Origin of the sequence: Robertkochia marina, from assembly GCF_004799345.1 — a bacterium.
In the GTDB taxonomy this organism is placed as follows: Bacteria; Bacteroidota; Bacteroidia; order Flavobacteriales; family Flavobacteriaceae; genus Robertkochia; species Robertkochia marina.
Genome location: NZ_SSMC01000002.1, coordinates 11670 through 34253, shown reverse-complemented (window position 1 = coordinate 34253; position 22584 = coordinate 11670). Strand labels below are relative to the sequence as shown.

Sequence of the window (22584 nt, the reverse complement as noted above, 5' to 3'; positions counted from 1 at the left end):
TTTTTATCAGTCTATAACCAGTAAAGGTGTTTCGGTGTGTTCAGCTAAAAATCGGGTTAAGGCCCCTTCTGACCTGACCTCTTCAGGCGCATGATTTCTTGGTAAGATCGCCATCAGGTCTATCTTATTTCTTTTCACATAGGAAAAAAGGGTATTCCCCAGATCTTTACCCTCAACAAAAGTGTGATGAGAATAAAAATTCTCCAGGTAATAAGAGATCATAGACTCATTCGCCTCATCCGTTTGACTGTAGCCAAATTGTCCGGATCCGTTTTTAACGGTAACGACCTCCACGGTGGCTTTAAAGCTTCTGGCTACCATAAGAACTCCGTCAAGGAGGGTGCGATCATGAATAGGGTCGGTTCCTACCATGAGTGCTATACGATCCAGTTTGAAACTTCTGAAATCCTTGGGTATGATAAATACAGGGCACCGGGCCTCCAGAGCAAGAACTGCTGCCCTGGTTTCCGTGCGACCTTCAGTGAGTGACGAAGTCCCCATAAAGATCAGGTCGGGTTCTACAGTCCTGATGATCTCCTCCATCCCTTCTTTCACCTTTCCGGCAGCAAAAGACCAGGAAATCTGATTTCTGCTTTTTTTGTGAAACCCATTCAATACCTCCGTCAGCATTTCCTGCTTGACCTTGATATCAGGAGAGGGTTGTACGTACCCCAGCACTACCTCTGCCGCCTCATTGCACTTTACAAAGCTGCAAACATAGTCTAATGCGTTTTCTGAAGTTCTTGAGAAATCGAACGGAACCAATATTTTGAATTTGTCCTTCATGACACTTTCATTTTATATACCAATGTTACGATGCATCTCCATGGTATTTCATGACTTATCTCATAGTTATTTAAAGCGTTTTCAACAAAACTTTGTACCGTAGCGATCATCGTATACTTATGCTCGCTAAACCCTTATAAACAGTACTATTTTCATTGAAAAGAATAAAGTCTAAATTTCTGAAATTATGCCCGTGAATTCCGTCTTTTTTGGAAATAATTTTTCGCAAACGTTTTCGAAACTCTTTAGTGTTGTTTTAAAATTCAAGATGAGCTTATTATTTGTTTTGTTCATAACAAAACAGGAGGCCGTTATGGCACAAAACGAGCTCTCAGAGAAGCAACTCAATAAAGAGATCAGCTCAATAAGTGGTACCTCGGAGCACGCAATTCGTTTTAAGGCAGGAGGATTCATTCAGCCATGGTTGAGTTATGCTCAGCTCAATCCCGGAAGTTTGAACAAGGAGGAAAAGGTTTTGGAAGAAAGTTACAATGTATCGATCAGGCGAATGCGTGTTGCTGTGACCATGACCTATAAACAACGTTGGAATCTTTTTGTAAGTGCAGGATTTAATAACTTAAACAACACAGGAAACCCACAGCCTTCTCCCAAGATCCTCGATTTATACACTACTTACAGCTTCGCTGACTTCCTGACTCTTGGTGCGGGTCGCTCACCCTGGGATGGGCTATCGAGGTATACCACACCCTCTACGTCGACCATGCTGTTTACCGACCTCCCTTTGATCGCCCAGCCCACCTTGAATATTACAGACGATACAATTAGAAACCTGAGTGTATTTCTGTATGGTAATATCAGTAACTGGAATTATCGTCTGGTCATAAAAAAGCCCTATGATTTTGAAGACATGGGTCTTAACCTGGTCATTCCTGACGATGGTACTTCCCAGTTCTCCAATCATTTTTCTTATCCTGAATTTACGGGGTATTTAAAATATGATTTCCTGGAAAAAGAACTTTTGAAAAAACCCTCCTTTGCCGGTACCTATTTAGGTAAAAAGCAGATCCTATCTTTGGGATGGGGGGCAAAATATCGTCAAAACACCTTTGCCTCCCAAGCAGACAGCGGTTTACAATATCATGATATGAATCTATGGGCGGTTGACATTTTTTTTGAATCTCCTTTGTTAAAGTATACGCAACAGGCAATTACCGCCTATGCGGCCTACTACAACTATGACATGGGGCCTGATTACCTGAGGTCTGTAGGGGTTAATAATCCTGCTTACGGCTGGGAGAACACCATGAACATCCTGAACGGGAAAGGCAACTCTTTCCCTGTTCTTGGCAGCGGTCACAGCACCCTTTTGCAATTAGGGTATCTTTTTAACAACCTCGGAAAGCGCGACCAGTGGGGTGCCTTACAATTCTACACCGGGGGGCAATTCAGCAATTTTGATGCCCTCGCAGATACCACCATATCTTTCAATGCGGGTTTAAACTGGTACCTGGACAATCAACGCACCAAGGTAAGTCTCGATCTCCAAAACAGACCTCTTTACAGTGCTCAAACGGGAGCTACGTCTAACAGAAGGAATATGATCGTGCTGCAATACCAATATCAACTTTAAAAATTGGTTCATCAAAATGAAAAAAGGGGCTCCGGCCCCTTTTCTTTGTTCCATATGTCTTAACTTATTTCACCTTCTTACCTCCTAACCAGGTTTCTTCTACCTGTATTCCCGGAACCTCTTCCAGGGGTACTTCCATAATATCCTTATCCAACACGATAAAATCGGCAAACTTCCCGGGTTCAATACTCCCTTTCTCATCCTCCTCAAAGTTTGACCAGGCCGCCCACAGCGTCATCCCTTTCAGGGTTTCTTCCCTGGTAAGAGCATCCTGCATTTGAAATCCGCCTTCGGGATATCCTTTCAGATCTTTTCTGGCGGTAGCAGCATAAAAAGTATAAAAAGGACTTACCTGCTCTACCGGAAAGTCAGTACCAAGTGCCACCATACCCGATTCTTCAAGGAGCTTTTTGTAAGCATAAGCCCCTCGCATTCTTTCGGCCCCTACACGGTCTTCTGCCCAATACATATCGCTGGTAGCATGTGTTGGCTGTACCGAAGGAAGGATATTCTCTGAGAAATAATGCATATCATCAAGATCTACGATCTGTGCATGTTCTATTTTCCAACGTCGGTCAGCCTTTCCATCCAGGGCTTTCTCATAAGCTCTTAAAACAGCAACATTGGCAGAATCACCAATGGCATGGGTATTCATCTGAAATTTTGTTTCACTTAATTTCATAGCCAGGCCTTCGATCTGGTCAACCGGCGTTACCATTGCTCCAAAATGGCCCTCGTGATCACTATAAGGTTCTTTCATGGCCGCTCCCCTTGATCCAAGGGCTCCATCTCCATACACCTTAACAGAACGTACATTTAAACCGTCGGTTTTCAGAATACCCCTTTCGAGAAAATGATTTACGTCCTCTTCAATATTACTTATCATGGCATAGACTCTCATATCAAGTTCTCCGGCCTTTTGTAGACTGTCTATCAGGTAAATGGTTTCTTTGTTGAGCCCTGCATCATTCACGGTAGTGAGTCCGTAATCAAAACAGATCTCCTGGGCTTCCTTAAGAGCCTTTACCTGAGTTTCCAGGTCGAATTCAGGAATAATGGCATCTATCATTCCCATCGGGTTATCAACAAGAACACCCGTCAGTTCGCCGTTCTCTTTAATGATAGCTCCTCCTTCCACCACGGTTTCAGAGGTAATTCCGGCCATATCAAGCGCCTTTTGGTTTACCAGGTAGGCATGCCCGTCTACTCTTTCGAGGATCACCGGTGTTTCCGGGAACAATTGATCCAGACGCTCCTTGTGTGGAAATTTTTTCAGAGCCCAGTCGTTCTGGTCCCATCCTCTCCCCAAAATAAAGGGGGCCTTCTTTTCTTTTTGAAACGCCACTACCCTTTGAAGCACTTCTTCATAACTTTCGGTACCCACAAGGTTAACCCGCTGCTGATTTAAACCTAAGCCATAAAAATGGCAATGAGCATCGATCAGCCCCGGAATAATGGTTTTTCCTCCTGCATCGATCACCTGTTCGGCACGGTAACGCTCTTTCAGTGCTTCAGTTTCACCTACATCAATAAAGCGCCCATCGGCAATAACAAAGGCCGTTGCCTTTGGCTGTAAACTGTCTACAGTATATATATTGGCGTTTTCCACGAGGAGATCAGCACTCTCTTTTTCGGCACAGCCTATAAGACTGATCAGAGAAGCTAATAAGAGTATTCTGCGTTTCATAGTAAGAGATTATTGTTTTTGGTGAGTTACAAAAATAACATTCTTTTACAAAGGTTACTCTTTAAACCCTAATTGCACACCATATAGTTTTTACCTTTGTACCCCTTAAAAGGCTGCTATGGGCAAAATCATTCGTTTTGTTAAAAGTTTTCATTTTTTAAAAGGACTACTCATTACCGGAAGTGCCTTCAGCGCCCTGTTACTATCTTATTATTTCATTGAATTAGAGGTGGGTATAGGCATGGCATTTGGGGTATTGGTCGTTGCCATGAGCGATATTACGGGTCTCAAACGTCAGCGTATCGGGGGAATGATCATTGCATTGTTCTTAGGGGCCTTTAATTACATCATGACGCAGTTGAGTATGAATGATCTATGGCTGCTCTACCCTGTAACCGCTTTTTGTGTTTTTCTAAGCAGCTACATTTCCATTTATGGTTTCCGGGCCTCCCTGGTTTCTTTCGCATCCTTATTGGGTATAGCTGTAAGTTTTGCGCGGCCTGTATCTCCGGAACTGATCGATGATTTTACCGGGTACTTCATTCTTGGCGGATTCTGGTATATGGCCCTTGCCCTGATCATCGATGTTTTTACCCCACCCATACGCAGGAACGAATTGGTAACAACCACACTGAAACAGACGGCTGCCCTGCTAAGCGAAAATATCCACCTGATCAACCACCCCAATAATGATGCAGGAAGAAAGCGAATGAACAGGCTGCAGACATTGCTTACCGATCTGCATGAAGAATTGAGAAATGAGCTCCTTATAAAGGAAACCTTACAAGGTATTGGCGGAGATCAAAGAAAACAACTTTTGGTCACCGCAGAGCTCATTGATCTTTTTGAACTGATCGTATCTCAGATGCCCGAACAAACGTATCGCCATGAGGGCACTTCTTCGTTCAACACTGCTCTGAATTGTGTTAGCAAATACCTTGATCAAAGTGTGCAACAGCTAATGTGGCTGGCAACAGATCACCATACGGCCTCTGCCCCTGCTGCAGATACCGGACAATTACAACACCAAAGTCTGTCAGCCATAGAAAACCTTAAAGAAGAGGCTCCGCTTTCCAAGCAAACAGAAGAATTGCTTTTTTTACAGAATCTGTATGATTACGCCAGAGAAGTTCAGAATAAGATCGGTTGTATTGAACGTTTTATGAACAGGTCAATACCTGGAATTACTGAAGATGAGATCAGTGAAAAGGAAAAGTTTCTTACCCGTCAAACCTACGAACCCTTTCTTTTTAAAGAACACCTGAGCTTTAAGTCGCCCATCTTCAGGCATGCTGTCAGGATGGTGGTAGCCATTCTCATAGGAATGCTTATCGGGCATTATTTTAGTCTGCCGCAAACCTACTGGATCCTGTTAACCATTTTCGTGATCATGAGGCCGGCTTATGCGCTGACCAAACAGAGATCTAAACAGCGTACTTCAGGAACCATTGCAGGGGCTGTGATCGCAGGGATTCTTATCTATTTTTTCCGGGATCAAACCTTTTTGATTGTAACTACGTTTATCACCCTTACCCTGGCTTTCACCTATGTGCAGCAAAATTATAAGACCTCTGCCACCTTTGTAACGGTAGCGATCATATTCATCTATGTTCTTCTTACATCTAATGCTGTAGAGGTTATTGGGTATAGAATAGCAGATACCCTCATAGGTGCTTTACTGGCCCTGTTGACCAATTATTTTATTTTGCCTTTTTGGGAGTACAAACGCCTGGGTGAGATCTTACAGAGTTTTATAAGTGCTGAGATCAAATATATCGATGTTATTCAGAAAACCTACCTTTCAAAAAACAGAACAGGCACCAACTATCGCCTGGCGCGAAAAGAAGTTTTTCTGATCATGTCTCAATTAAATGCCGCCTTGCAACGGCTGCTGCAGGAACCCCGGTCACAGCAAAAGGGTATCAAGAAACTTCAGGAATTACTCAGTACTGCACAAAGTTTACTTTCAGCTTCAGCAGCCCTGGGCACCTATATTCAGATCCATCAAACCACAGAAGCCTCGGTACACTTTGACACCTATTTAAGCTATATTCGAAACAACCTGAAAAGCGCTTTGAACCTCATCGAACCGGGTATTGCCAAACCGGAACCGACTGAAGAAACGATCGACGAAGCAAGGGATGCCCTGGTAGTACACTACTACGTTTTAAAAGACAAACTTAAACGCATGGAATTAAAGGGTACGACAAAACCCCAGCCACAATTCCAGGAAGAGGTTAAGGAAGCCCGACTTATTTCAGGACAACTCGACTGGATCTACCAGCTGAGCATAAGACTGAATAACGATCTGAAGGATTACCTGAAGGCCCAGGGCTGATCATCTTGTCATTACAAATCAAACTTGTAGGAGGCTCCGGCGAGCACCTGGAATCCTTGTACAGGAAAATTATTCCAACGAGCATACTCATTATTACTTATGTTATTAAGCCTTAAAAATGCTCCGAGGGGTTTGCTAACCTGGTACGATAAACGGGCATTAATATCAAAGTAACTGTCAACCGTTACTACCTGAGGGTCAAGCAGGGTTCTGTTATCAATAAGATCTTCCCGTTCGCCAACAAAAAAGATATTGGCTCCGGCACGCCATTTCTCTCCAAGGGTGTAGTCCATCATCAGCCCTCCTGTAACGGTAGGTATATTCCATGCGGCCACTTCATTCTGGGTATTATAATCAAATACTTCTCCTTTTAATCCAAGGCTGAAATTTCGATTCACCTCCAGGTTCATCTCTGCAGCAATAGCCAAAGTTTTCACATCATCGTAAACCACCCCGAAAGAATTTCCATATTCATAGCCCAGGGTAGCCTGACCGGCCTGTTCAGGATTAGACCTGAACAAAGGCATATTATTAGATGCGTTGTAAGAGCCTTTCAGGTTATACCCCAGGTTCGAAAAAATGCGTCCTTTCACCCCTACGAAGGCATTGTATTGCATATCTGCAGGGTTCATCTCCCGCGTAGGAGAGAGAAAAGGGTTCTGTTGAACGAGATCGTGGAAGTTGGTTTGCTTAAGAGCACCTTCAACCCCTGCGTAAGGAATTATATATTCTTCAATAAGCTTGTAAGAAGCATTGACCCTTGGGTAAATGAAGAAATCATGATCTGAATTTTCTGTATCAAAGTTATATACCAGGGCAGCCCCCAGATTAATGGTTAGATCCTCCTGTAAGATCTCCAGGCTCGGGTTCACTTCAGTAATGAGGTTACCATAAGCCAGGTCGTCTGTATTGGCATAATTACGCGCCAGAGATCCGTTCAGGTAATCTACACCAAAACCAAGCGTAAATTTTTCGGTAGACACCGGCAACTCCATGTTTGCATGAATCTTAGCCCGATTTTCTCCGGTCTCTAAACGATCCTGAAATCTTCTGATCAGCACAGTGGCTTCTTTAAGAAAAGACCGTTCAAACCCGATCTCTCCTTCAAGTTCTGCTGTAAAATATGCCTGTCTTTCTTCGATCCCGTCAATTTCAGCTTCTGTAAAAATATCGGGAATTCCATACCAATTATAGATCTGATGTTTGATAGCCCCACCGGCACTCCAGTTCATATAATTATCCTTCATGCGATAGGCCGCCTCCAGTCCCGTATCAAAATACCGGTCATCCAGATTCACCTCGTCCAATCCGCCCTGCGATGAATTATGATGCAGGGAAACATCAAAACTTTGATCTCTGTTAATAGTCAGACTGGTATAGGCATCAAGGTCTGCTGCCGTATAATTACCCAGCGCCAGGGAGACATATGAATTGAACAACTCTTCTCTCGGCGCTTTCTTCAAGCCGGTGGCCTTACCCTTAGCAGGCGTAAATGTCGAGGCTACCGGTACAGAGAAGATCGTGTAATCGATCTTCTTCCGGGTGGTAGTAAGGGAGTCACTGATCACCGGCATCTTTCTGATCTTGGAAGCGGTATTTACTGTGGGGTCAAATGCCTTAACCACATTAACCACTTCGGTACCTACACCCTCCTTTTCCTGGGCCTGAGCTGTAAAAGTTCCAACCAGTCCGATCATCCCCAGTAATAGTACCCGGGAGCATGATCTTACTATACTCTTATTATTTATATAATCGTTCATTCTCATAGTAGGTTTCTTATTTCTGTTCGCGGGCGAGATTATCTTCATTCAGATTTTCTTGCGTTTTGATCTTTTCCAATTCTAATTCAGCTTCCCTGGTAATCTCAGGATACTGGGTGAAATTTTTAATTACATTCTCCAGGATATAGGTCGCCTGGAAGGCATCATCGAGGGCGTTAAAATTCTTTGCCATAAGTACCAGCCCCATGGCCCCGGTTTCTTTATACCCGGCAAAATCGCGTGCCAATCGCTGGGCAGCCTGGTTTGAGGCTTCAAAATCGCCGTCCTTATGTTTAAAATAAGCATCGTAATACAAGGCTTCGGCCGCAAGACCTCCGGTAGCAACTTCTGCCACCTCCCGGTAAGCGGTTCTGGCCCGTTGTTCATTGCCGGTTTCACGAGCCGACCTGGCGATCACGATCCAGGCATCTCCTTTGATACGGTCGTCAACACCTTGTTGATTCAGCACTTTTTCAGCATAGTTAAGGGCTCGATCATACTGTTTAAGCTCATAGAACGCCTTCATTAAATTAGAGCGGGCAAACATAAGATTTTGAGGATAATCGGCGGTGTTTTCCAATCGTTCCAGGTAGGGTATGGCGGTAGCATTTTCTTTCCGCTCCAGATAGATATCAGCGGTTCTTGCCAGAGAACGCTCATTATACACCGACCCGCCCACATTGGCAACAAATTCATAATGCTCAAGTGCTCCTGCTTTATTATCAAGTTCATAAAAAGATTCTGCGAGGTAATAATGAGCTTTTACATGATGTATCCCGCGAGGAAACTGATCAAGATAACCTTGTAAAGAGCGTACTGCCCTGTTGTGGTCTTTTTCTGCATGGTGGCGCTCTGCAGCCTCAAAAGAAGCGTTATCCAACTCTTCATCGGTTACCTCCACAAAATCAAGCCCCCTTACCCAATTAGCGTATTCTTCAACACGACCCTCATCTACATAGATCAGTTTGGCGGTTGCAACAGCCTGCATCGCTTCTTCAGACCCCTGATAATTGCTTACCACTTTTTTAAATCGTTCAAGCGCCTTGGCATTGCTCCCTCCGTTGTAATACACCAAACCTTCTTTAAGAATAGCCTTGGGCACCAAAGAACTCATGGGGTATTGTTCAGCAAGCCTCCTGTAGGCATTGACTCCTTCAGGTTCATTATTACTATTCACATAGGTATTTCCTAATTCGTATAAAGCATCATCCTTCAGGGTCGATTGCGGATAGGTAGTCACGAAATTTTGAAGGGTTTTGATCTTATCATCTGTTCTGTTTACAAACCCATAGGAAATGGCCTTCTGATACCAGGCATAATCGGTACCCTTACCACCTCTTTCTATCACCTTATTATAGGCCTCCATGGCCGGCCAGTATTCTCTGTTGGCAAAACGGCTGTCTCCTAACCTTAGAAAAGCATCGAATTGCTGTTGGTCATCACCCTTCCCGTTATTCACATAGGCATTAAAATGCTCTGAAGCATTAGCATAATCCTTTTGATTAAAATAGGCATACCCCAGGTGGTAATCTACATCGGCATATTCTGAAGTACTTCGGCTGCCCGGCATTTGCTTAAATTGCTTATATCCGATCACAGCTTGGTTGTAAGCTCCGGTAATATATTCGGCCTCGGCTTTCCAGAAGGCAGCCCTCGAGGTTATATTGGCGTGATGCGGCTCTTCTATGGCCAACTGAAAATATCGGGAAGCTTCCGGGTAATTTTCACGGTTAAAAAGCTCCAGTCCGTAATAAAAGGCTACTCGCTGATAGGTGGCTTTGTCTCCGTAATTTCTGTTCTTCTTTAACATCGTCATGGCCTCCTCATAATTTCCTGAGGTGAGGTAAGAATCAACCAGTAAGGATTTTACTTCCTCTGAATGCTCACTATCAGGGTAACGATCAAGATAGGCCATCATCACATTCGGAACACTCTCATAAGGATTTCCTATTTCATAGCTCAGTCGGGCATAATTTAACCAGGCATCCTTACTGATAGTAAGGTCAAAATCCATTTGAGCTGCATTTCTAAAGGCATTCAGGGCTTCTTGTTTCTTACCGGTTCTCAGGTAGCATTCACCCAAATGATAATAGGCATTTTGAGCCACCCCATTAGAATCATCGGTGATCTTGTTAAATTCTGCGATGGCTTCCTGGTACATACCCTGCTGATAATACACATAACCCAATTGGTAATAATCTGTGAGACTCCATCGGCCTTGACTTCCCTTATAGGCCTTTAAATAAGGCAGGGCAGCCTCGTATTCTTTTTTGTTAAAATAACTTTCTCCAATGATCTTATTGAGTTGCGACACCTCTTTACGGTCGGCTGTAGGCAGTTGCTCTTTGGCCAGGGCGATGGCCTCATCAAATTTACCCAGCTTGAAGTTCATATCGGCCTTGTAGTAGGAAAGGTTAGAATTGAGCTCCCCATCTGAGGCCACCTGGTCAAAATACTGATTGGCCTGGTTATAATCGTCGGTTTGGTAAGCCATATACCCGATGTAATATTTGGCCTGCGCCCCGTATTTGGCAGTGGCAGACACACGCTCCAGATACTTTCGGGCATCTCTGTATTTTTTAGCGGCAAAAAGAGAATATCCCTTTTTAAAGTTAAATTCTTCCCGGTTAGACCTGCTTAATCCGAGATCTTCTGCACGATCATACCATTTTAGAGCCTGGGCATATTTACCGTGAGTAAAATAGTAATCGGCTACATCCATAAACGCAGCATTGCGCTTGACAGAAGTAGGATAGCGCTCCATAAAATCTTCCATCATCTTATCGGCCCCAAGCTGATTTAACCTGATGCCTGCATTCGCACTGTAGTAAGCTGCATTAGCCTCTAACTCAGGATCATCGCTGTTGTCTTTAACCTTTTCAAAAATAGCCTGAGCCGCCTGGTATTGCTTACTATTGTACAATTCCAGCGCTTCCTGGTAATCCCGATTCTCATAGGTGTAGATTCGTGATTGCTGTGCGTGGGCCGATGCAAAAGAGAAAAATAAGGCAGAAGTATATACGATACGTAGTAGGCGCATAAGCTAAAATTAAGTTGAGTGATCTGAAACTAATAGCAAACATACTAATAACGCATCAAATACCGCTTAATTATACCTACAGCTAAGATATTGGGGAGTAAAAATTATTTTTAGCTGGAACCGGCTTCCTACAACATAAATAATTGTAATCCATACCTTATTTTTTCTAGGATAAAATTTAACATCCCTAACAATAAATTTCCAAAAGACAGGGAAAGCATTGTTGATAAAAATCAGATACCGGCGGTTTACTTTCACCCGGATTAGCGATGGCTTAAAAAATTAAGTGTTTATATTTACCCGGAACAAATCTACCACCATGAGCGAAGTTATCCTTGAACTCAACGATGTAGCGATATATCAAAAAGAAAACCTGGTACTCAGTGAGATCAACCTAAGCATTAACAAAGGAGAGTTTGTATACCTCATAGGAAAAACAGGAAGCGGGAAAAGCAGTTTCATGAAAACCCTTTACGGCGATCTACCCCTTACCCAGGGTTCGGGAGAGATCGTAGATTTTGACCTTCGCACCCTGAAAGAAAAAGACATTCCTTTTCTGAGACGTAAGCTGGGGATCGTATTCCAGGATTTTAAGCTGCTGCCTGACCGAACCATTCATGACAACCTCTTATTTGTATTAAAGGCTACAGGATGGAAAGACAAGGAACTTATTGATAATAAGATCCAGGAAGTTCTTAAAAAGGTAGGTATGGCCACCAAAGGTTTCAAATTTCCACATCAGTTGTCGGGAGGAGAACAACAGCGCGTTGCCATTGCCCGTGCGCTTTTAAATGACCCTGAACTTATTCTGGCCGACGAGCCCACGGGAAATCTGGACCCTCAAACCAGTGTAGAAGTCATGAAGGTGCTCAAAGAGATCAATGATAATGGCCGCACTATATTAATGGCCACTCACGACTACGCCTTACTCCTGAAGTTTCCTTCCAAAACCCTTAAGTGTGATGGCAGTAAGGTATTTGAAGTGGTACAAAAAAATGTTTAATCCTGAGCAACAGCGGACTTAGCTTTCCGGGATAAATGTTATGTAAATCCATCGGAATCAATTAATTTTAAGGGATTTTTTCTCAAAAACAGGGATATGCAGGCACTTGGTATCGATATTGGCGGATCAGGGATCAAAGGAGCGATCGTTGATCTTGAAAAAGGAAAACTACTCACAGAGCGTTACCGGATACCAACGCCACAGCCCCCTACCCCGGCTGCGGTGACCCAGGTAGTCGGAAAGATCATCAAGCATTTTAAATGGAAGGGACCCGTTGGATGCGGTTTTCCAACCTCTATTAAGAACGGGGTCTGCCGAACAGAAAGCAACCTTGACAAAAAGTGGGTAGGCATTAATGTAGAGGAGTATTTCAATGAAGCTATCGGACTTGACTTTTGCGTGATAAATGATGCCGATGCCGCAGCTGTTGCAGAAATGAGGTACGGAGCAGGAAAAAACAAAAAAGGACTGGTCATGGTGATCACCCTGGGAACAGGAATTGGTTCAGGCGCCTTTTTTAATGGGATATTCCTGCCAAATTTTGAGCTGGGCCAATTGCATTTCAGAGGATATGAGAAGGTAGAACATTACGCCGCCAATTCGGCTCGTAAAAGAGAAGAATTAAGTTTTAAAAAATGGGGCAAAAGGCTGAATAAAACCCTGAACTATTACTCCCTTATATTTTCTCCCGATCTCTATATCATTGGCGGAGGGGGCTCAAAATACTTCAATGAGTTTGAACAACACCTGGATCTGAGCATTCCGGTGATACCTGCGAGATCTCTTAATGAAGCCGGTATTATTGGTGCTGCGGTGGCCGGAAATGAGTCCTTTTGCAAGCAATAAGTTCATAATAAAGAACCTTCTGCCTGCTAATCTATAGTGCTTTATCCGAAGTATTTCAGATGAACTGATGTAACAATAAGGTTGGTGGGGCGTTTTACTTTTCAGAAAACCATCAACCACACATCATGAGATCATTCTTGTTTTCATTTATTTTCTTTTTCACAGCATGTTGCGCCTTTTCCCAATCTGAACGTACAACATTCTCTAAAGCTGAAGTATTAGCAGACCTGGACTACCTATATACCTCCCTGCAGGATGCGCACTACAATGTATACGCCTATATTTCCGAAAATGAATTCCGATCAGCCTATGAAAAAGTCAAGACAAGTATCACAAAGGATTCTTTAAGCACTCTGGAGGTCATTAACAGGTTCCAGCCGTTAACCTCAGCCATCAAGAACGGGCATACCGCCATTGAATTTCCCATACCACAATACCTGGCATACATAAATGCCGGAGGAACCCTGTTTCCCCTTGAAATAGCCTTTGAAAACAATACTACCCTGGTTAGAAGAAACTGGTCAACCAACGAAACCATTGAGCCGGGTGCTGAAGTTATAAGCATCAATGACATCCCTGTAAATAAAATATTAGAGCAGATCTATCCGCATATTGCCGCGGAAAGACCTTACTTCAAACAAGCCAAGTTGGAGCTGTTTACCTTCCCCAGGTATTATTGGCAGGTATTTGGCGAAGCGCCTGAATTTGAGGTCACCCTTAAATCGAATGGCGAACTTAAAAAGCATAAAATTGCAGCCATTACTGCCCTGGAAGGCTACGAAATGAAACGCCCTGATATTTTTTACGGCAAAAGAGAACTGTCGTTTTTAAATGATATTCCATACCTCATCCCCGGAAACTTTTCAGGAAAAATAGAGGAATATCAAAAATTTATTGATTCCGCTTTTTCAGTCATAAAGCGTAAGAACAGTAAAAAGCTTATCATTGACCTCAGAAACAACGGTGGCGGCGAAGATTCATTCAGCGACTACCTCGTTTCCTATATTGCCGATAAGCCTTTTAATTGGACCTCGAAATTCACATTGAAGACGAGTCAGTTTCTCAAAGAAGATATCATAAAAAATAAAGACACTACAGATGTGTATTGGCAGGAAGCTCTGAACCGAAAGAACGGGGAGGTTTACGAATACGAATTTGATAAGTACCTGCCCCAACCCAAAGAAAAAAGGTTTCAGGGTGATGTCTACCTGCTTGTGAACAGGCAATCGCACTCTCAATCTGCTGTTACCGCAGCTCAGATCCAGGACTATGGCTTTGCTACCATTGTAGGAGAAGAAACCGGCGAATACCCATCACTTTACGCCTCTCGTTACGGCTATCAGCTGCCCAAAACCGGTATTCACGTCAACGTTTCTAAAGGACGAATAATTAGAATTAACGGAAGTACGTCAGAAAAAGGAGTGATCCCGGATATCCGGATCAAAGATTACCTCCTGGATGAAAAGGATGAAGTATTAGACGGACTCTTAGCGCGTCTTGTCAAATAGTACACTGAGCGTCGTAGGCCTTAAAATACTTTTACAGATACATACTGATCTCCGATCTTTTCCTTAGTTTTATTAGAAAACACGGTATATGAAAACCCAACTCTTCACCTGTATTTTATCAATCACTGCCTTTTTTTTCGTCATGAATTCAAATGCACAAGAACTGAAGATTGAAATATCGAACATTCAGAAGTATGGGGGTACCGTTTATGTTGCCCTGTATGACGATCCTACTGACTGGATCGACAAGCCCTTGCTTACCACTTCAATTAAAACCGAAAAGAATAGTGAGATCGTCTCGTTTGAAGTGCCTTACGGGCGCTATGCCATCTCTATCTACCAGGATGTTAAAGGGAATAAAAAGATGGATACTAATTTTATGGGAATCCCAAAAGATCCGATCGCCTTTGGCAACAATTACAAACCCTTCGGAAAACCGAAGTTCAGTGATGCAGCCCTTGATTTCAATGAAGAATACCAGGTGCAAACCATCAAGCTTTATAAGGTCTTTTGAATGATGGGTGAAGGATGATGGATTATACATCAAGATAAAATCTTTCCTTCACCTATTCGCCTATTCGCCCATTTACCCTTTTTGCCCCTTTACTCCTTCACTCCTTTACCTCTCTACTTCTTTACTTCTTTGCCAATTTCCCTATATACCTACATCCCTACTTTCCTATTTACCACTTCCCTCCTTCGCTTCTTTGCCCCATCCGTTTTAACATTTACAATGTTACCAAATTGTTAAGTTTATGTTTGATAATTGTAAATATTTCGTATCTTGAAGCTAGAATCAAAGCCCAGGAATTATGAATAAAGACCAAAATTTTTGCATCCTCAATGTAAAGTATGAGATCACAGAACCGGGAAAAGATGCCGGGGGCACTGCCAAAAAAACGGAGATCGAGCATTTTTTTGTAGCCAAAAAGAAAGACGTTTTACTGGAGAAGATAAAAACCTTTGAAAACCGGCTGCGGAATAAGAAAGACAAAGCCTCTTCTTCCCTTTTTGACCGTATCAAAAAGTGGTTTAATGCATTCTTATTTAAATACAAACACAGCTATAACACCTTATTGCGTTTGTGATCAGGACTTGTATTTTAAGGGAAGATGCACCACTTTTTTGGTTTCAAAAAAAGGCTCCTTAAAATAATCTGAAAGATTATAAAGGGTGGCATTCTGGTACACCGATAATTCTTCGGTAAGATCGCCTCCTTTCAAATAAAGAATTCCGTTCTTCAATTCGTGACGGGATTCTTTTTTTGTTTTACCCTTCACCCACTTCACAAAATCAGGCATCCGGGTAACTGCCCTGCTTACAATAAAATCGTACTGATCTTTAACTTTCTCTGCTCGCTGATGTGCTGCCGAAACATTTTTGAGCTCCAGGGCTTCTGCCACAGCCTCCACCACTTTGATCTTTTTACCAATGGCATCTACCAGATGAAACTTTGTTTCAGGGAAAAGGATCGCTAACGGAATGCCCGGGAAACCACCTCCCGTTCCTACATCCAGAATATCAGACCCCGGCAGAAAGGGCTGTACCTTGGCAATACCCATTGCGTGCAATACGTGCCTTGTATAGAGTTCATCTATATCCTTCCGGCTGATCACATTGATCCTGGAATTCCAGTCCTTGTAAAGACCTTCCAGTTGTTCGATCTGGTTAACCTGTTGTTCATTCAATTCGGGGAAATAAGAAATAACCGATTCTGCAGACATCGTATTTTTTTTGCAAAAATAAATAATTAAGTTTCTTTTAAGTTATATAAAAGACACTCAGCATTTATATATTCTTATTTTTGTCCCGTGCTTTTATTTAACCCCAAACCTTTAAAGGCATTAAATTGATCAATGCAAACAATTATGAAAGAAGGAAACCAATCAACGATTCGCTTTTCAAGAAAAGACCCCGCTAAGTTTTTCAAGACCCTGAATTCAAGAGTTAACGACTACTTTAAGGAGAACGAGATCAAAAAGACCGGGAACTGGAAACTTCACCTGAAGTCTATCATCATGTTCTCTCTTTTTCTGATGCCGTATTTTTTAATTCTTACCCTCGACATGAATCAATGGCTGCAGTTACTGCTCACCATTGTGATCGGAGTCGGTATGGCCGGAGTGGGAATGAATGTGATGCACGACGGTAACCACGGTTCATACTCCTCAAAAAAATGGATCAACAAGATCATGGGAGCCAGTATTTATATCCTGGCCGGGAACGTGTACAACTGGAAGGTACAACACAATGTACTGCATCATACTTACACCAATATTCACGGACATGACGAAGATCTCGATGCGGGTCGTATCATTAGATTTTCTGAACATTCGCAGTGGAGAAGGTTTCACCGCTTTCAGCATTATTACTCTGTATTCCTTTACGGTTTACTTACCCTGAACTGGGCGATCACCACCGATTTTAAACAAATGCGCAGTTATATGAAGCGCAAACTTTCTTATGGTGAGTTTCCTAATCCTGCTAAAGAATGGAGCATCCTGATCATCACCAAGGTGATATACCTGACCATCTGGATAGCACTCCCTATATTATTCGTTGATGTAGCCTGGTGGAAAGTACTTATTGGCTTTTTTGTGATGCATTATACTGCCGGATTAATTCTGAGTATCGTATTTCAGCTTGCACATATTGTTGAAGACACTAAGACCGTTGCCCCAGACGAATCGGGTACCATTAAAAACACCTGGGCCATACACCAGTTATTCACCACTTCCAATTTTGCAACGAACAACAAGATCGTGAATTGGTTTACAGGGGGGCTCAACCATCAGGTTGAACATCATATTTTTCCAAATATCAGCCATATCCATTACTCCAACATTGCTAAAATTGTAAAGGAAACCGCTAAAGAATACAACCTGCCTTATTATGAGTATAAGTCAACCAGAAGGGCCATTATTTCTCATTTTAAACATCTAAAGGCACTGGGTAGAAAACCAAAACTAGCATATCAATAAAATTCACAATCCACTATGAGTAATTTGCTATCCGAAAGGATTCTGAACATGAGTACTTCGGCCACCTTGGCTATGGCTGCCAAGGCCCGGGAATTAAAAGCAGAAGGCAAAGATATTATCGGGTTAAGCCTTGGCGAACCTGACTTCAATACTCCCGACTTTATTAAAGATGCCGCTAAAGAGGCCATCGACCAGAATTATAACAGCTACTCTCCCGTAGATGGATATGCAGATCTGAAAACTGCCATTATCGGGAAGTTCAAAAGAGACAATCATCTTGATTACACCCCCTCTCAGATCGTAGTTTCAACAGGGGCCAAACAATCACTGGCCAACGTGGCCATGGCGGTTATCAATCCAGGTGACGAGGTGATTCTTCCTGCCCCTTATTGGGTGAGTTACTCAGAAATAGTCAAATTGGCTGAAGGAGTACCTGTAGAGGTAGCTACCACCATTGAAAACGATTTTAAGATCACCCCCGAGCAACTGGAAGCAGCGATTACACCTAAAACCAAAATGCTTTGGTACAGCTCTCCATGCAACCCAAGTGGTACTGTATACAGCAAGGAAGAACTGGAAGCCCTTGCAGCAGTGCTTAGAAAATACCCCGAGATCATTGTGGTTTCTGATGAGATCTACGAGCATATTAATTTTAAAGGGGGGCACCACAGCATGGCCTCATGTGAAGGTATGTATGACCGCACTGTTACGGTAAACGGAGTCTCTAAAGCATATGCCATGACCGGTTGGAGGATCGGATATATCGGGGCACCTGAAAAAATAGCAAGGGCATGTAATAAGGTTCAGGGGCAAATAACCAGCGGGGCAAACTGTATTGCCCAACGCGCTACCATTGCGGCCTTAGAAGCGCCCGTGAGCGAGATCAGATATATGATCGATAAATTTCACGAGAGAAGAGACCTGGTACTTGAACTATTGCAAGAGATCCCCGGTTTTAAATTAAATGTGCCTGAAGGTGCATTTTATGTATTTCCTGATATCTCTGATTTCTTCGGAAAAACCATTAAAGGCAAGACCATTAATAATGCTTCAGACCTTTCGATGCTGCTTTTAGAAGAAGCTCATGTAGCCACCGTAACCGGTGAAGCCTTCGGAAGTCCTAATTGCATTCGTATATCTTATGCTGCTTCTGAGGCAGAACTAAAAGAAGCCATAAAAAGAATAAAAGAAGTTTTGAGTTGATCACAACCCAAGTGCTATCAAAAAAGGTCTCCAGTTGGAGACCTTTTTTGTTATACAGAGTTTATATTTTTTTCCAGAATATGGGTGAAAGCAAGATCAGTACTGTAAATACCTCAAGTCGGCCTATAAGCATTAAGAAAGCACACCACCATTTACCCAGTACCGGCAAACTGCTGAAATTGGCCAGGGGATAAAGATCGCCAAAGGCCGGACCAACATTACCAAGAGACGAAGCCGCCCCTCCGACAGCTGTTTCAAAATCGAGTCCTAAAACCCCCAGAAACAGTGCCCCTATTATAAAGAGCAGCATATAAAGGATGAAGAAACCGAGTATATTAAAAACGATATTCTCGGAAACCATTTTTCCATTAAAACGAACGGGGATGATCGCATTTGGATGCAGGGTTCTTTTAAATTCCAGGAGTCCGTTCTTGATCATCAACATATGACGCACCACCTTTACACCCCCGGAAGTGGAACCGGCAGACCCCCCCAGGAACATCAAACCAAAAAAGAGCACGGTCAGAAAGGGTGTCCATCCTGTAAAATCTGCCGTCACGAATCCTGTAGTGGTTATCACGGCTATCACCTGGAATAAAGCATGCCTGAAGGCACTCTCTGCAGCGCCCAGCACCATCGGATGAAAGTCATCAACGGGTACGTTTGCCCTGAAATAGATCACCACAGCTGCCACTACGGTCAAGGCAAGGGTGATCAATCCGTAAAAACGGAACTCATCATCTTTGTATAATTTCGCAAATTTCCCCTTGAACATATAATAGCTCAAAACAAAATTGGTTCCCGCCAGGAACATGAATAAGATCACAATATACTGTACCAACGGATTATCATTCCAGTAAGCAAGGCTTGCGTTCTTAGTCGAGAACCCTCCCGTAGAAAGGGTAGCCATGGCGTGGTTCATGGCATCGAAGAAATCCATTCCCGCCAGTTTAAGAAGGATGGTTTCAGCCACGGTATACCCCACATAGATAAACCACAAACGCTTAGCGGTATCGGTTATTCTTGGGTGTAGTTTGTCGGCACTGGGACCGGGAGCTTCGGCAGCGAACAACTGCATACCCCCGATACCTAATAAAGGTAGAATTGCTATAGCAAGAACGATGATCCCCATCCCTCCTATCCAATGCGTCATACTGCGCCAGAATAGAATACCCTCCGGTAAGGATTCAATATCATTCAAAATAGAGGCCCCGGTAGTGGTAAACCCGCTCATGGTTTCAAAAAAGGCATCGGTAACCGAAGGAATGGTTCCGGTGAAAAGGTAGGGCAACATACCCACTCCCGACATACAAAGCCAACCCATGGTCACGATCATATACCCTTCCCGCTTTTTGATCTCTTTCTTATGATTGCGGGTATTGTACATCATAAGCGTACCCAAAATGATGGTGGTCAGGCCGGCAAAACTGATGTTCTGGGTATAACCATCCTGGTACAAAGCGCTCACCAGGGCCGCAAACAGCATAAAGACGCCGTTGAATAAAAGCAGCAGGCCCATAAGGTGAATAATGATCCGGGTATTTAATTTTTTTATCAAAATCAAAGGAATAATTTTTCTACCCTTGAAATAGATCTTGGCAGGCAACATACAACGACCCTGTCGCCGGCCTGAATCCTGAAATCTCCGAGCGCTATGATACCTTCCCCATCTCTAATTACCCCTCCGATAATGGCAGAACGAGGAAAATCCAGGTCCTTAATGATCTGTCCGTTCACTTCAGAAGTCGGTTTAACGATGAACTCCAACATCTCTGCATTCAAATTATTCAATCGCGTAAGCGCTACGACCTCCCCCTTTCGTACATGACGAAAGATATTATTGGCCGCCAGAAGTTTTTTATTGATCAGGGTGTCGATCCCGATGGATTGAGATAACTGGAAGTAATCCATATTCTCCACCAGGGCAATGGTCTTTTTAATATTCTTAGACTTGGCCACCAGGCACGACATAATATTTGTCTCCGAATTCCCGGTAACCGCAATAAATGCATCCATTTCTTCAATGTCTTCTTCTTCAAGAAGCTCCACATTTCTTCCATCACCATTAATAATAAGAGCATTGGGCAAAATATCTGCCAGATCCAGGGCCTTTGACTTATCTCTTTCAATGAGTTTCACCCTGAATTTACTGCTGCATAGATCACGACTGGTCTTATAACCGATCTGACTTCCTCCGAGTATCATCACATTCTTGATCTCTTCCCTGGTTTTTCCGGTCAGCTTATACAGCTCATCCACCCCCTCTTTAGAGGTTACAAAATAAGCCTGGTCGCCTTCCTTAAATACGGTATCTCCACGGGGAATCAAGGTGTACTGTGTTCCAAAGCGCTGTATGGCGATAGGCACGAAATGTAACTCCGGAAAGATATTGGCCGCCTCCTGCACTGATTTACCAACAAAAGGGGCAGTACGCTGAAGACTGGTACCTACCATAATGAGGGCTCCGTTCTCAAACTCGTAGCTATCGTTAAAAGCACTTTGATCCAATAACAACTGAATCTCTTCTGAAGCCAGCTGTTCGGGTGAGATCAATTCATCAATACCCAAAGATGAGAATCGAAGCTCTTCTTTGTTATAAATAAACTCTGTGTTGGAAATCCTTGCTATGGTTCGCTTGCTTCCCAATTGTTTTGCCAGCAGACATAGGGTAATATTGGTTGTTTCTGAAGCCGTGACTGCAATAACAAGGTCTGCGGTGTTTACACGTGCTTCTTTTAAGACCGAAACAGAGGTGGCATCCCCTTTAAGTACTTTTATATCAAGATGGGTATCTGCGTAGTTAAGACTTTCTTTATCGATATCGATAAGTGTGATGTCCTGGGATTCATAGGAGAGTAATTTTGCCAAATGAAACCCTACTTCACCAGCACCAGCAATAATTATTTTCATTGAAGTTTGTGCTATTCAAAAGCAAATATATGTTAAATTAAAATTTCTTACTAAGAAAGGCAACCGATTCTCATTTATAGTCTTTAAGATACCTGCATTGTATTATCTTTGCCAAAAATTAAGCTATGGCAAAAAAAGTCACCCCATATAAAGAATCGGAACTGGGCAAGAAGGAACAGGTTACCAAAATGTTCGACAATATCTCAGGCAACTACGATGGACTCAATCGGGTGATCTCTTTCGGGATAGATGTAAAATGGCGTAAAAAAGTAGTGGCAACCGTTGCAGGCACCTCACCGAAAATGGTTCTTGATATCGCTACCGGAACAGGAGACCTGGCCATTCAGATCGCAGAAAAAATACCGGGAGCAAAAGTAACCGGGCTTGACATCTCTCCGGGTATGCTGGAAGTTGGAAAAGAAAAGGTGAGCGCCAAAAATCTTGAAAACCGTATAGATATGGTTATTGGCGATAGTGAAGCCCTTCCTTTTGACGACAATACTTTCGATGCTATTACCGTAGCTTTTGGAGTTCGGAACTTTGAGAACCTTGAGAAAGGACTTTCAGAGATCAACCGGGTGTTAAAACCGGGAGGTATTTTTATGGTATTGGAAACCTCTGTTCCTGTAAAATTCCCATATAAACAGGGCTATAAGTTATATGCAAAGACCCTGCTGCCACTTATTGGTCGTATCTTTTCTAAAGACCGTTCGGCCTATGCCTACCTTTCCGAATCAGCCTCTGTATTTCCATTTGGGGAGGCCTTCAACAATATTTTACGAAAAACAGGGTTTATTAATGTAAGTGATTCCCCGCAAACCTTCGGGGTTGCCACCATTTATAAAGCCTCAAAGAATTAAATTCTATAGGGAGGTAGTTGGCATACAATGAATAGTGCTTATATTTAAACAGCGTAAACAATACCGACGTA

Annotated in this window: 17 protein-coding genes; 10 read left to right on the top strand and 7 right to left on the bottom strand. The window is 42.9% G+C overall.

Translation table 11 applies throughout. The features are described from left to right. Positions 1-6: 6 nt before the first annotated feature. On the bottom strand, positions 7-786 hold the full coding sequence (locus tag E7Z59_RS06685) for a universal stress protein (protein WP_136335550.1): 780 nt from the start codon (positions 784-786) through the stop codon (positions 7-9). Positions 787-1054: 268 nt separating this feature from the next. On the opposite strand from E7Z59_RS06685, the gene E7Z59_RS06680 reads away from it, so the two are divergent. Next, positions 1055-2377, top strand: a complete 1323-nt coding sequence (locus tag E7Z59_RS06680; protein ID WP_136335549.1) for a porin family protein — start codon at positions 1055-1057, stop codon at positions 2375-2377. 64 nt (positions 2378-2441) lie between these two features. On the opposite strand, the gene E7Z59_RS06675 is transcribed toward E7Z59_RS06680, so the two are convergent. Further along, positions 2442-4064, bottom strand: coding sequence for an amidohydrolase (locus E7Z59_RS06675; protein ID WP_136335548.1), 1623 nt, complete (start codon positions 4062-4064; stop codon positions 2442-2444). A gap of 118 nt (positions 4065-4182) precedes the next feature. On the opposite strand from E7Z59_RS06675, the gene E7Z59_RS06670 reads away from it, so the two are divergent. Then, positions 4183-6402: an FUSC family protein gene (locus E7Z59_RS06670; protein WP_136335547.1), complete on the top strand. Its 2220-nt coding sequence runs from the start codon at positions 4183-4185 to the stop codon at positions 6400-6402. 11 nt (positions 6403-6413) lie between these two features. Here the strand turns inward: E7Z59_RS06670 and E7Z59_RS06665 are convergent, their stop codons facing one another. Together E7Z59_RS06665 and E7Z59_RS06660 are read right to left on the bottom strand one after the other, a co-directional pair. Then, positions 6414-8162 carry a TonB-dependent receptor gene (locus E7Z59_RS06665; RefSeq protein WP_136335546.1) on the bottom strand — a complete coding sequence of 583 codons (1749 nt, stop codon included), beginning with the start codon at positions 8160-8162 and terminating at the stop codon, positions 6414-6416. A 16-nt stretch (positions 8163-8178) separates the two neighbouring features. Beyond that, complete coding sequence (locus tag E7Z59_RS06660; RefSeq protein ID WP_136335545.1) at positions 8179-11202, bottom strand: tetratricopeptide repeat protein; 3024 nt, start codon at positions 11200-11202, stop codon at positions 8179-8181. Positions 11203-11521: 319 nt separating this feature from the next. On the opposite strand from E7Z59_RS06660, the gene E7Z59_RS06655 reads away from it, so the two are divergent. The 5 genes from E7Z59_RS06655 to E7Z59_RS06635 all read left to right on the top strand — a co-directional run bounded on the left by E7Z59_RS06655 (position 11522) and on the right by E7Z59_RS06635 (position 15647). Next, a complete protein-coding gene (locus E7Z59_RS06655; RefSeq protein WP_136335544.1) occupies positions 11522-12205 on the top strand; it encodes a cell division ATP-binding protein FtsE in 684 nt (227 codons plus the stop codon). Positions 12206-12301: 96 nt separating this feature from the next. After that, positions 12302-13051: a polyphosphate--glucose phosphotransferase gene (gene ppgK / locus E7Z59_RS06650; RefSeq protein WP_136335543.1), complete on the top strand. Its 750-nt coding sequence runs from the start codon at positions 12302-12304 to the stop codon at positions 13049-13051. A 125-nt stretch (positions 13052-13176) separates the two neighbouring features. Then, positions 13177-14559, top strand: coding sequence for a S41 family peptidase (locus E7Z59_RS06645; protein ID WP_136335542.1), 1383 nt, complete (start codon positions 13177-13179; stop codon positions 14557-14559). 88 nt (positions 14560-14647) lie between these two features. Beyond that, entirely contained in the window at positions 14648-15073 is a 426-nt protein-coding gene (locus tag E7Z59_RS06640; protein ID WP_136335541.1) for a DUF2141 domain-containing protein, read from the top strand. A 298-nt stretch (positions 15074-15371) separates the two neighbouring features. After that, a complete protein-coding gene (locus tag E7Z59_RS06635; protein WP_136335540.1) occupies positions 15372-15647 on the top strand; it encodes a hypothetical protein in 276 nt (91 codons plus the stop codon). On the opposite strand, the gene rsmG is transcribed toward E7Z59_RS06635, so the two are convergent. Further along, positions 15648-16283 (bottom strand): 16S rRNA (guanine(527)-N(7))-methyltransferase RsmG, encoded by a 636-nt coding sequence (gene rsmG / locus E7Z59_RS06630; protein WP_136335539.1) that lies wholly within the window; start codon positions 16281-16283, stop codon positions 15648-15650. 132 nt (positions 16284-16415) lie between these two features. On the opposite strand from rsmG, the gene E7Z59_RS06625 reads away from it, so the two are divergent. Further along, complete coding sequence (locus E7Z59_RS06625; protein WP_242015663.1) at positions 16416-17540, top strand: fatty acid desaturase family protein; 1125 nt, start codon at positions 16416-16418, stop codon at positions 17538-17540. Positions 17541-17555: 15 nt separating this feature from the next. After that, the gene (locus tag E7Z59_RS06620; RefSeq protein WP_136335537.1) at positions 17556-18743 is read left to right on the top strand and encodes a pyridoxal phosphate-dependent aminotransferase; all 1188 of its coding nucleotides are present in this window, start codon (positions 17556-17558) and stop codon (positions 18741-18743) included. 61 nt (positions 18744-18804) lie between these two features. Here E7Z59_RS06620 and E7Z59_RS06615 read toward each other — a convergent pair whose 3' ends face one another. Next, positions 18805-20262, bottom strand: a complete 1458-nt coding sequence (locus E7Z59_RS06615) for a TrkH family potassium uptake protein (protein ID WP_136336295.1) — start codon at positions 20260-20262, stop codon at positions 18805-18807. A 41-nt stretch (positions 20263-20303) separates the two neighbouring features. After that, positions 20304-21653, bottom strand: coding sequence for a Trk system potassium transporter TrkA (gene trkA, locus E7Z59_RS06610; protein ID WP_136335536.1), 1350 nt, complete (start codon positions 21651-21653; stop codon positions 20304-20306). A 125-nt stretch (positions 21654-21778) separates the two neighbouring features. On the opposite strand from trkA, the gene ubiE reads away from it, so the two are divergent. Further along, positions 21779-22513 (top strand): bifunctional demethylmenaquinone methyltransferase/2-methoxy-6-polyprenyl-1,4-benzoquinol methylase UbiE, encoded by a 735-nt coding sequence (gene ubiE / locus E7Z59_RS06605; RefSeq protein WP_136335535.1) that lies wholly within the window; start codon positions 21779-21781, stop codon positions 22511-22513. Positions 22514-22584 lie beyond the last annotated feature (71 nt).

Excerpts from the sequence above, each read along its gene's own strand:
- trkA (WP_136335536.1), bottom strand. The coding sequence starts at position 21,653 with ATGAAAATAATTATTGCTGGTGCTGGTGAAGTAGGGTTTCATTTGGCA.
- ubiE (WP_136335535.1), top strand. The coding sequence starts at position 21,779 with ATGGCAAAAAAAGTCACCCCATATAAAGAATCGGAACTGGGCAAGAAG.
- E7Z59_RS06615 (WP_136336295.1), bottom strand. The coding sequence starts at position 20,262 with ATGGGCCTGCTGCTTTTATTCAACGGCGTCTTTATGCTGTTTGCGGCC.
- rsmG (WP_136335539.1), bottom strand. The coding sequence starts at position 16,283 with ATGTCTGCAGAATCGGTTATTTCTTATTTCCCCGAATTGAATGAACAA.
- E7Z59_RS06620 (WP_136335537.1), top strand. The coding sequence starts at position 17,556 with ATGAGTAATTTGCTATCCGAAAGGATTCTGAACATGAGTACTTCGGCC.
- E7Z59_RS06670 (WP_136335547.1), top strand. The coding sequence starts at position 4,183 with ATGGGCAAAATCATTCGTTTTGTTAAAAGTTTTCATTTTTTAAAAGGA.
- E7Z59_RS06660 (WP_136335545.1), bottom strand. The coding sequence starts at position 11,202 with ATGCGCCTACTACGTATCGTATATACTTCTGCCTTATTTTTCTCTTTT.
- E7Z59_RS06655 (WP_136335544.1), top strand. The coding sequence starts at position 11,522 with ATGAGCGAAGTTATCCTTGAACTCAACGATGTAGCGATATATCAAAAA.
- ppgK (WP_136335543.1), top strand. The coding sequence starts at position 12,302 with ATGCAGGCACTTGGTATCGATATTGGCGGATCAGGGATCAAAGGAGCG.
- E7Z59_RS06685 (WP_136335550.1), bottom strand. The coding sequence starts at position 786 with ATGAAGGACAAATTCAAAATATTGGTTCCGTTCGATTTCTCAAGAACT.
- E7Z59_RS06635 (WP_136335540.1), top strand. The coding sequence starts at position 15,372 with ATGAATAAAGACCAAAATTTTTGCATCCTCAATGTAAAGTATGAGATC.
- E7Z59_RS06640 (WP_136335541.1), top strand. The coding sequence starts at position 14,648 with ATGAAAACCCAACTCTTCACCTGTATTTTATCAATCACTGCCTTTTTT.
- E7Z59_RS06665 (WP_136335546.1), bottom strand. The coding sequence starts at position 8,162 with ATGAACGATTATATAAATAATAAGAGTATAGTAAGATCATGCTCCCGG.
- E7Z59_RS06625 (WP_242015663.1), top strand. The coding sequence starts at position 16,416 with ATGCAAACAATTATGAAAGAAGGAAACCAATCAACGATTCGCTTTTCA.
- E7Z59_RS06680 (WP_136335549.1), top strand. The coding sequence starts at position 1,055 with ATGAGCTTATTATTTGTTTTGTTCATAACAAAACAGGAGGCCGTTATG.
- E7Z59_RS06675 (WP_136335548.1), bottom strand. The coding sequence starts at position 4,064 with ATGAAACGCAGAATACTCTTATTAGCTTCTCTGATCAGTCTTATAGGC.
- E7Z59_RS06645 (WP_136335542.1), top strand. The coding sequence starts at position 13,177 with ATGAGATCATTCTTGTTTTCATTTATTTTCTTTTTCACAGCATGTTGC.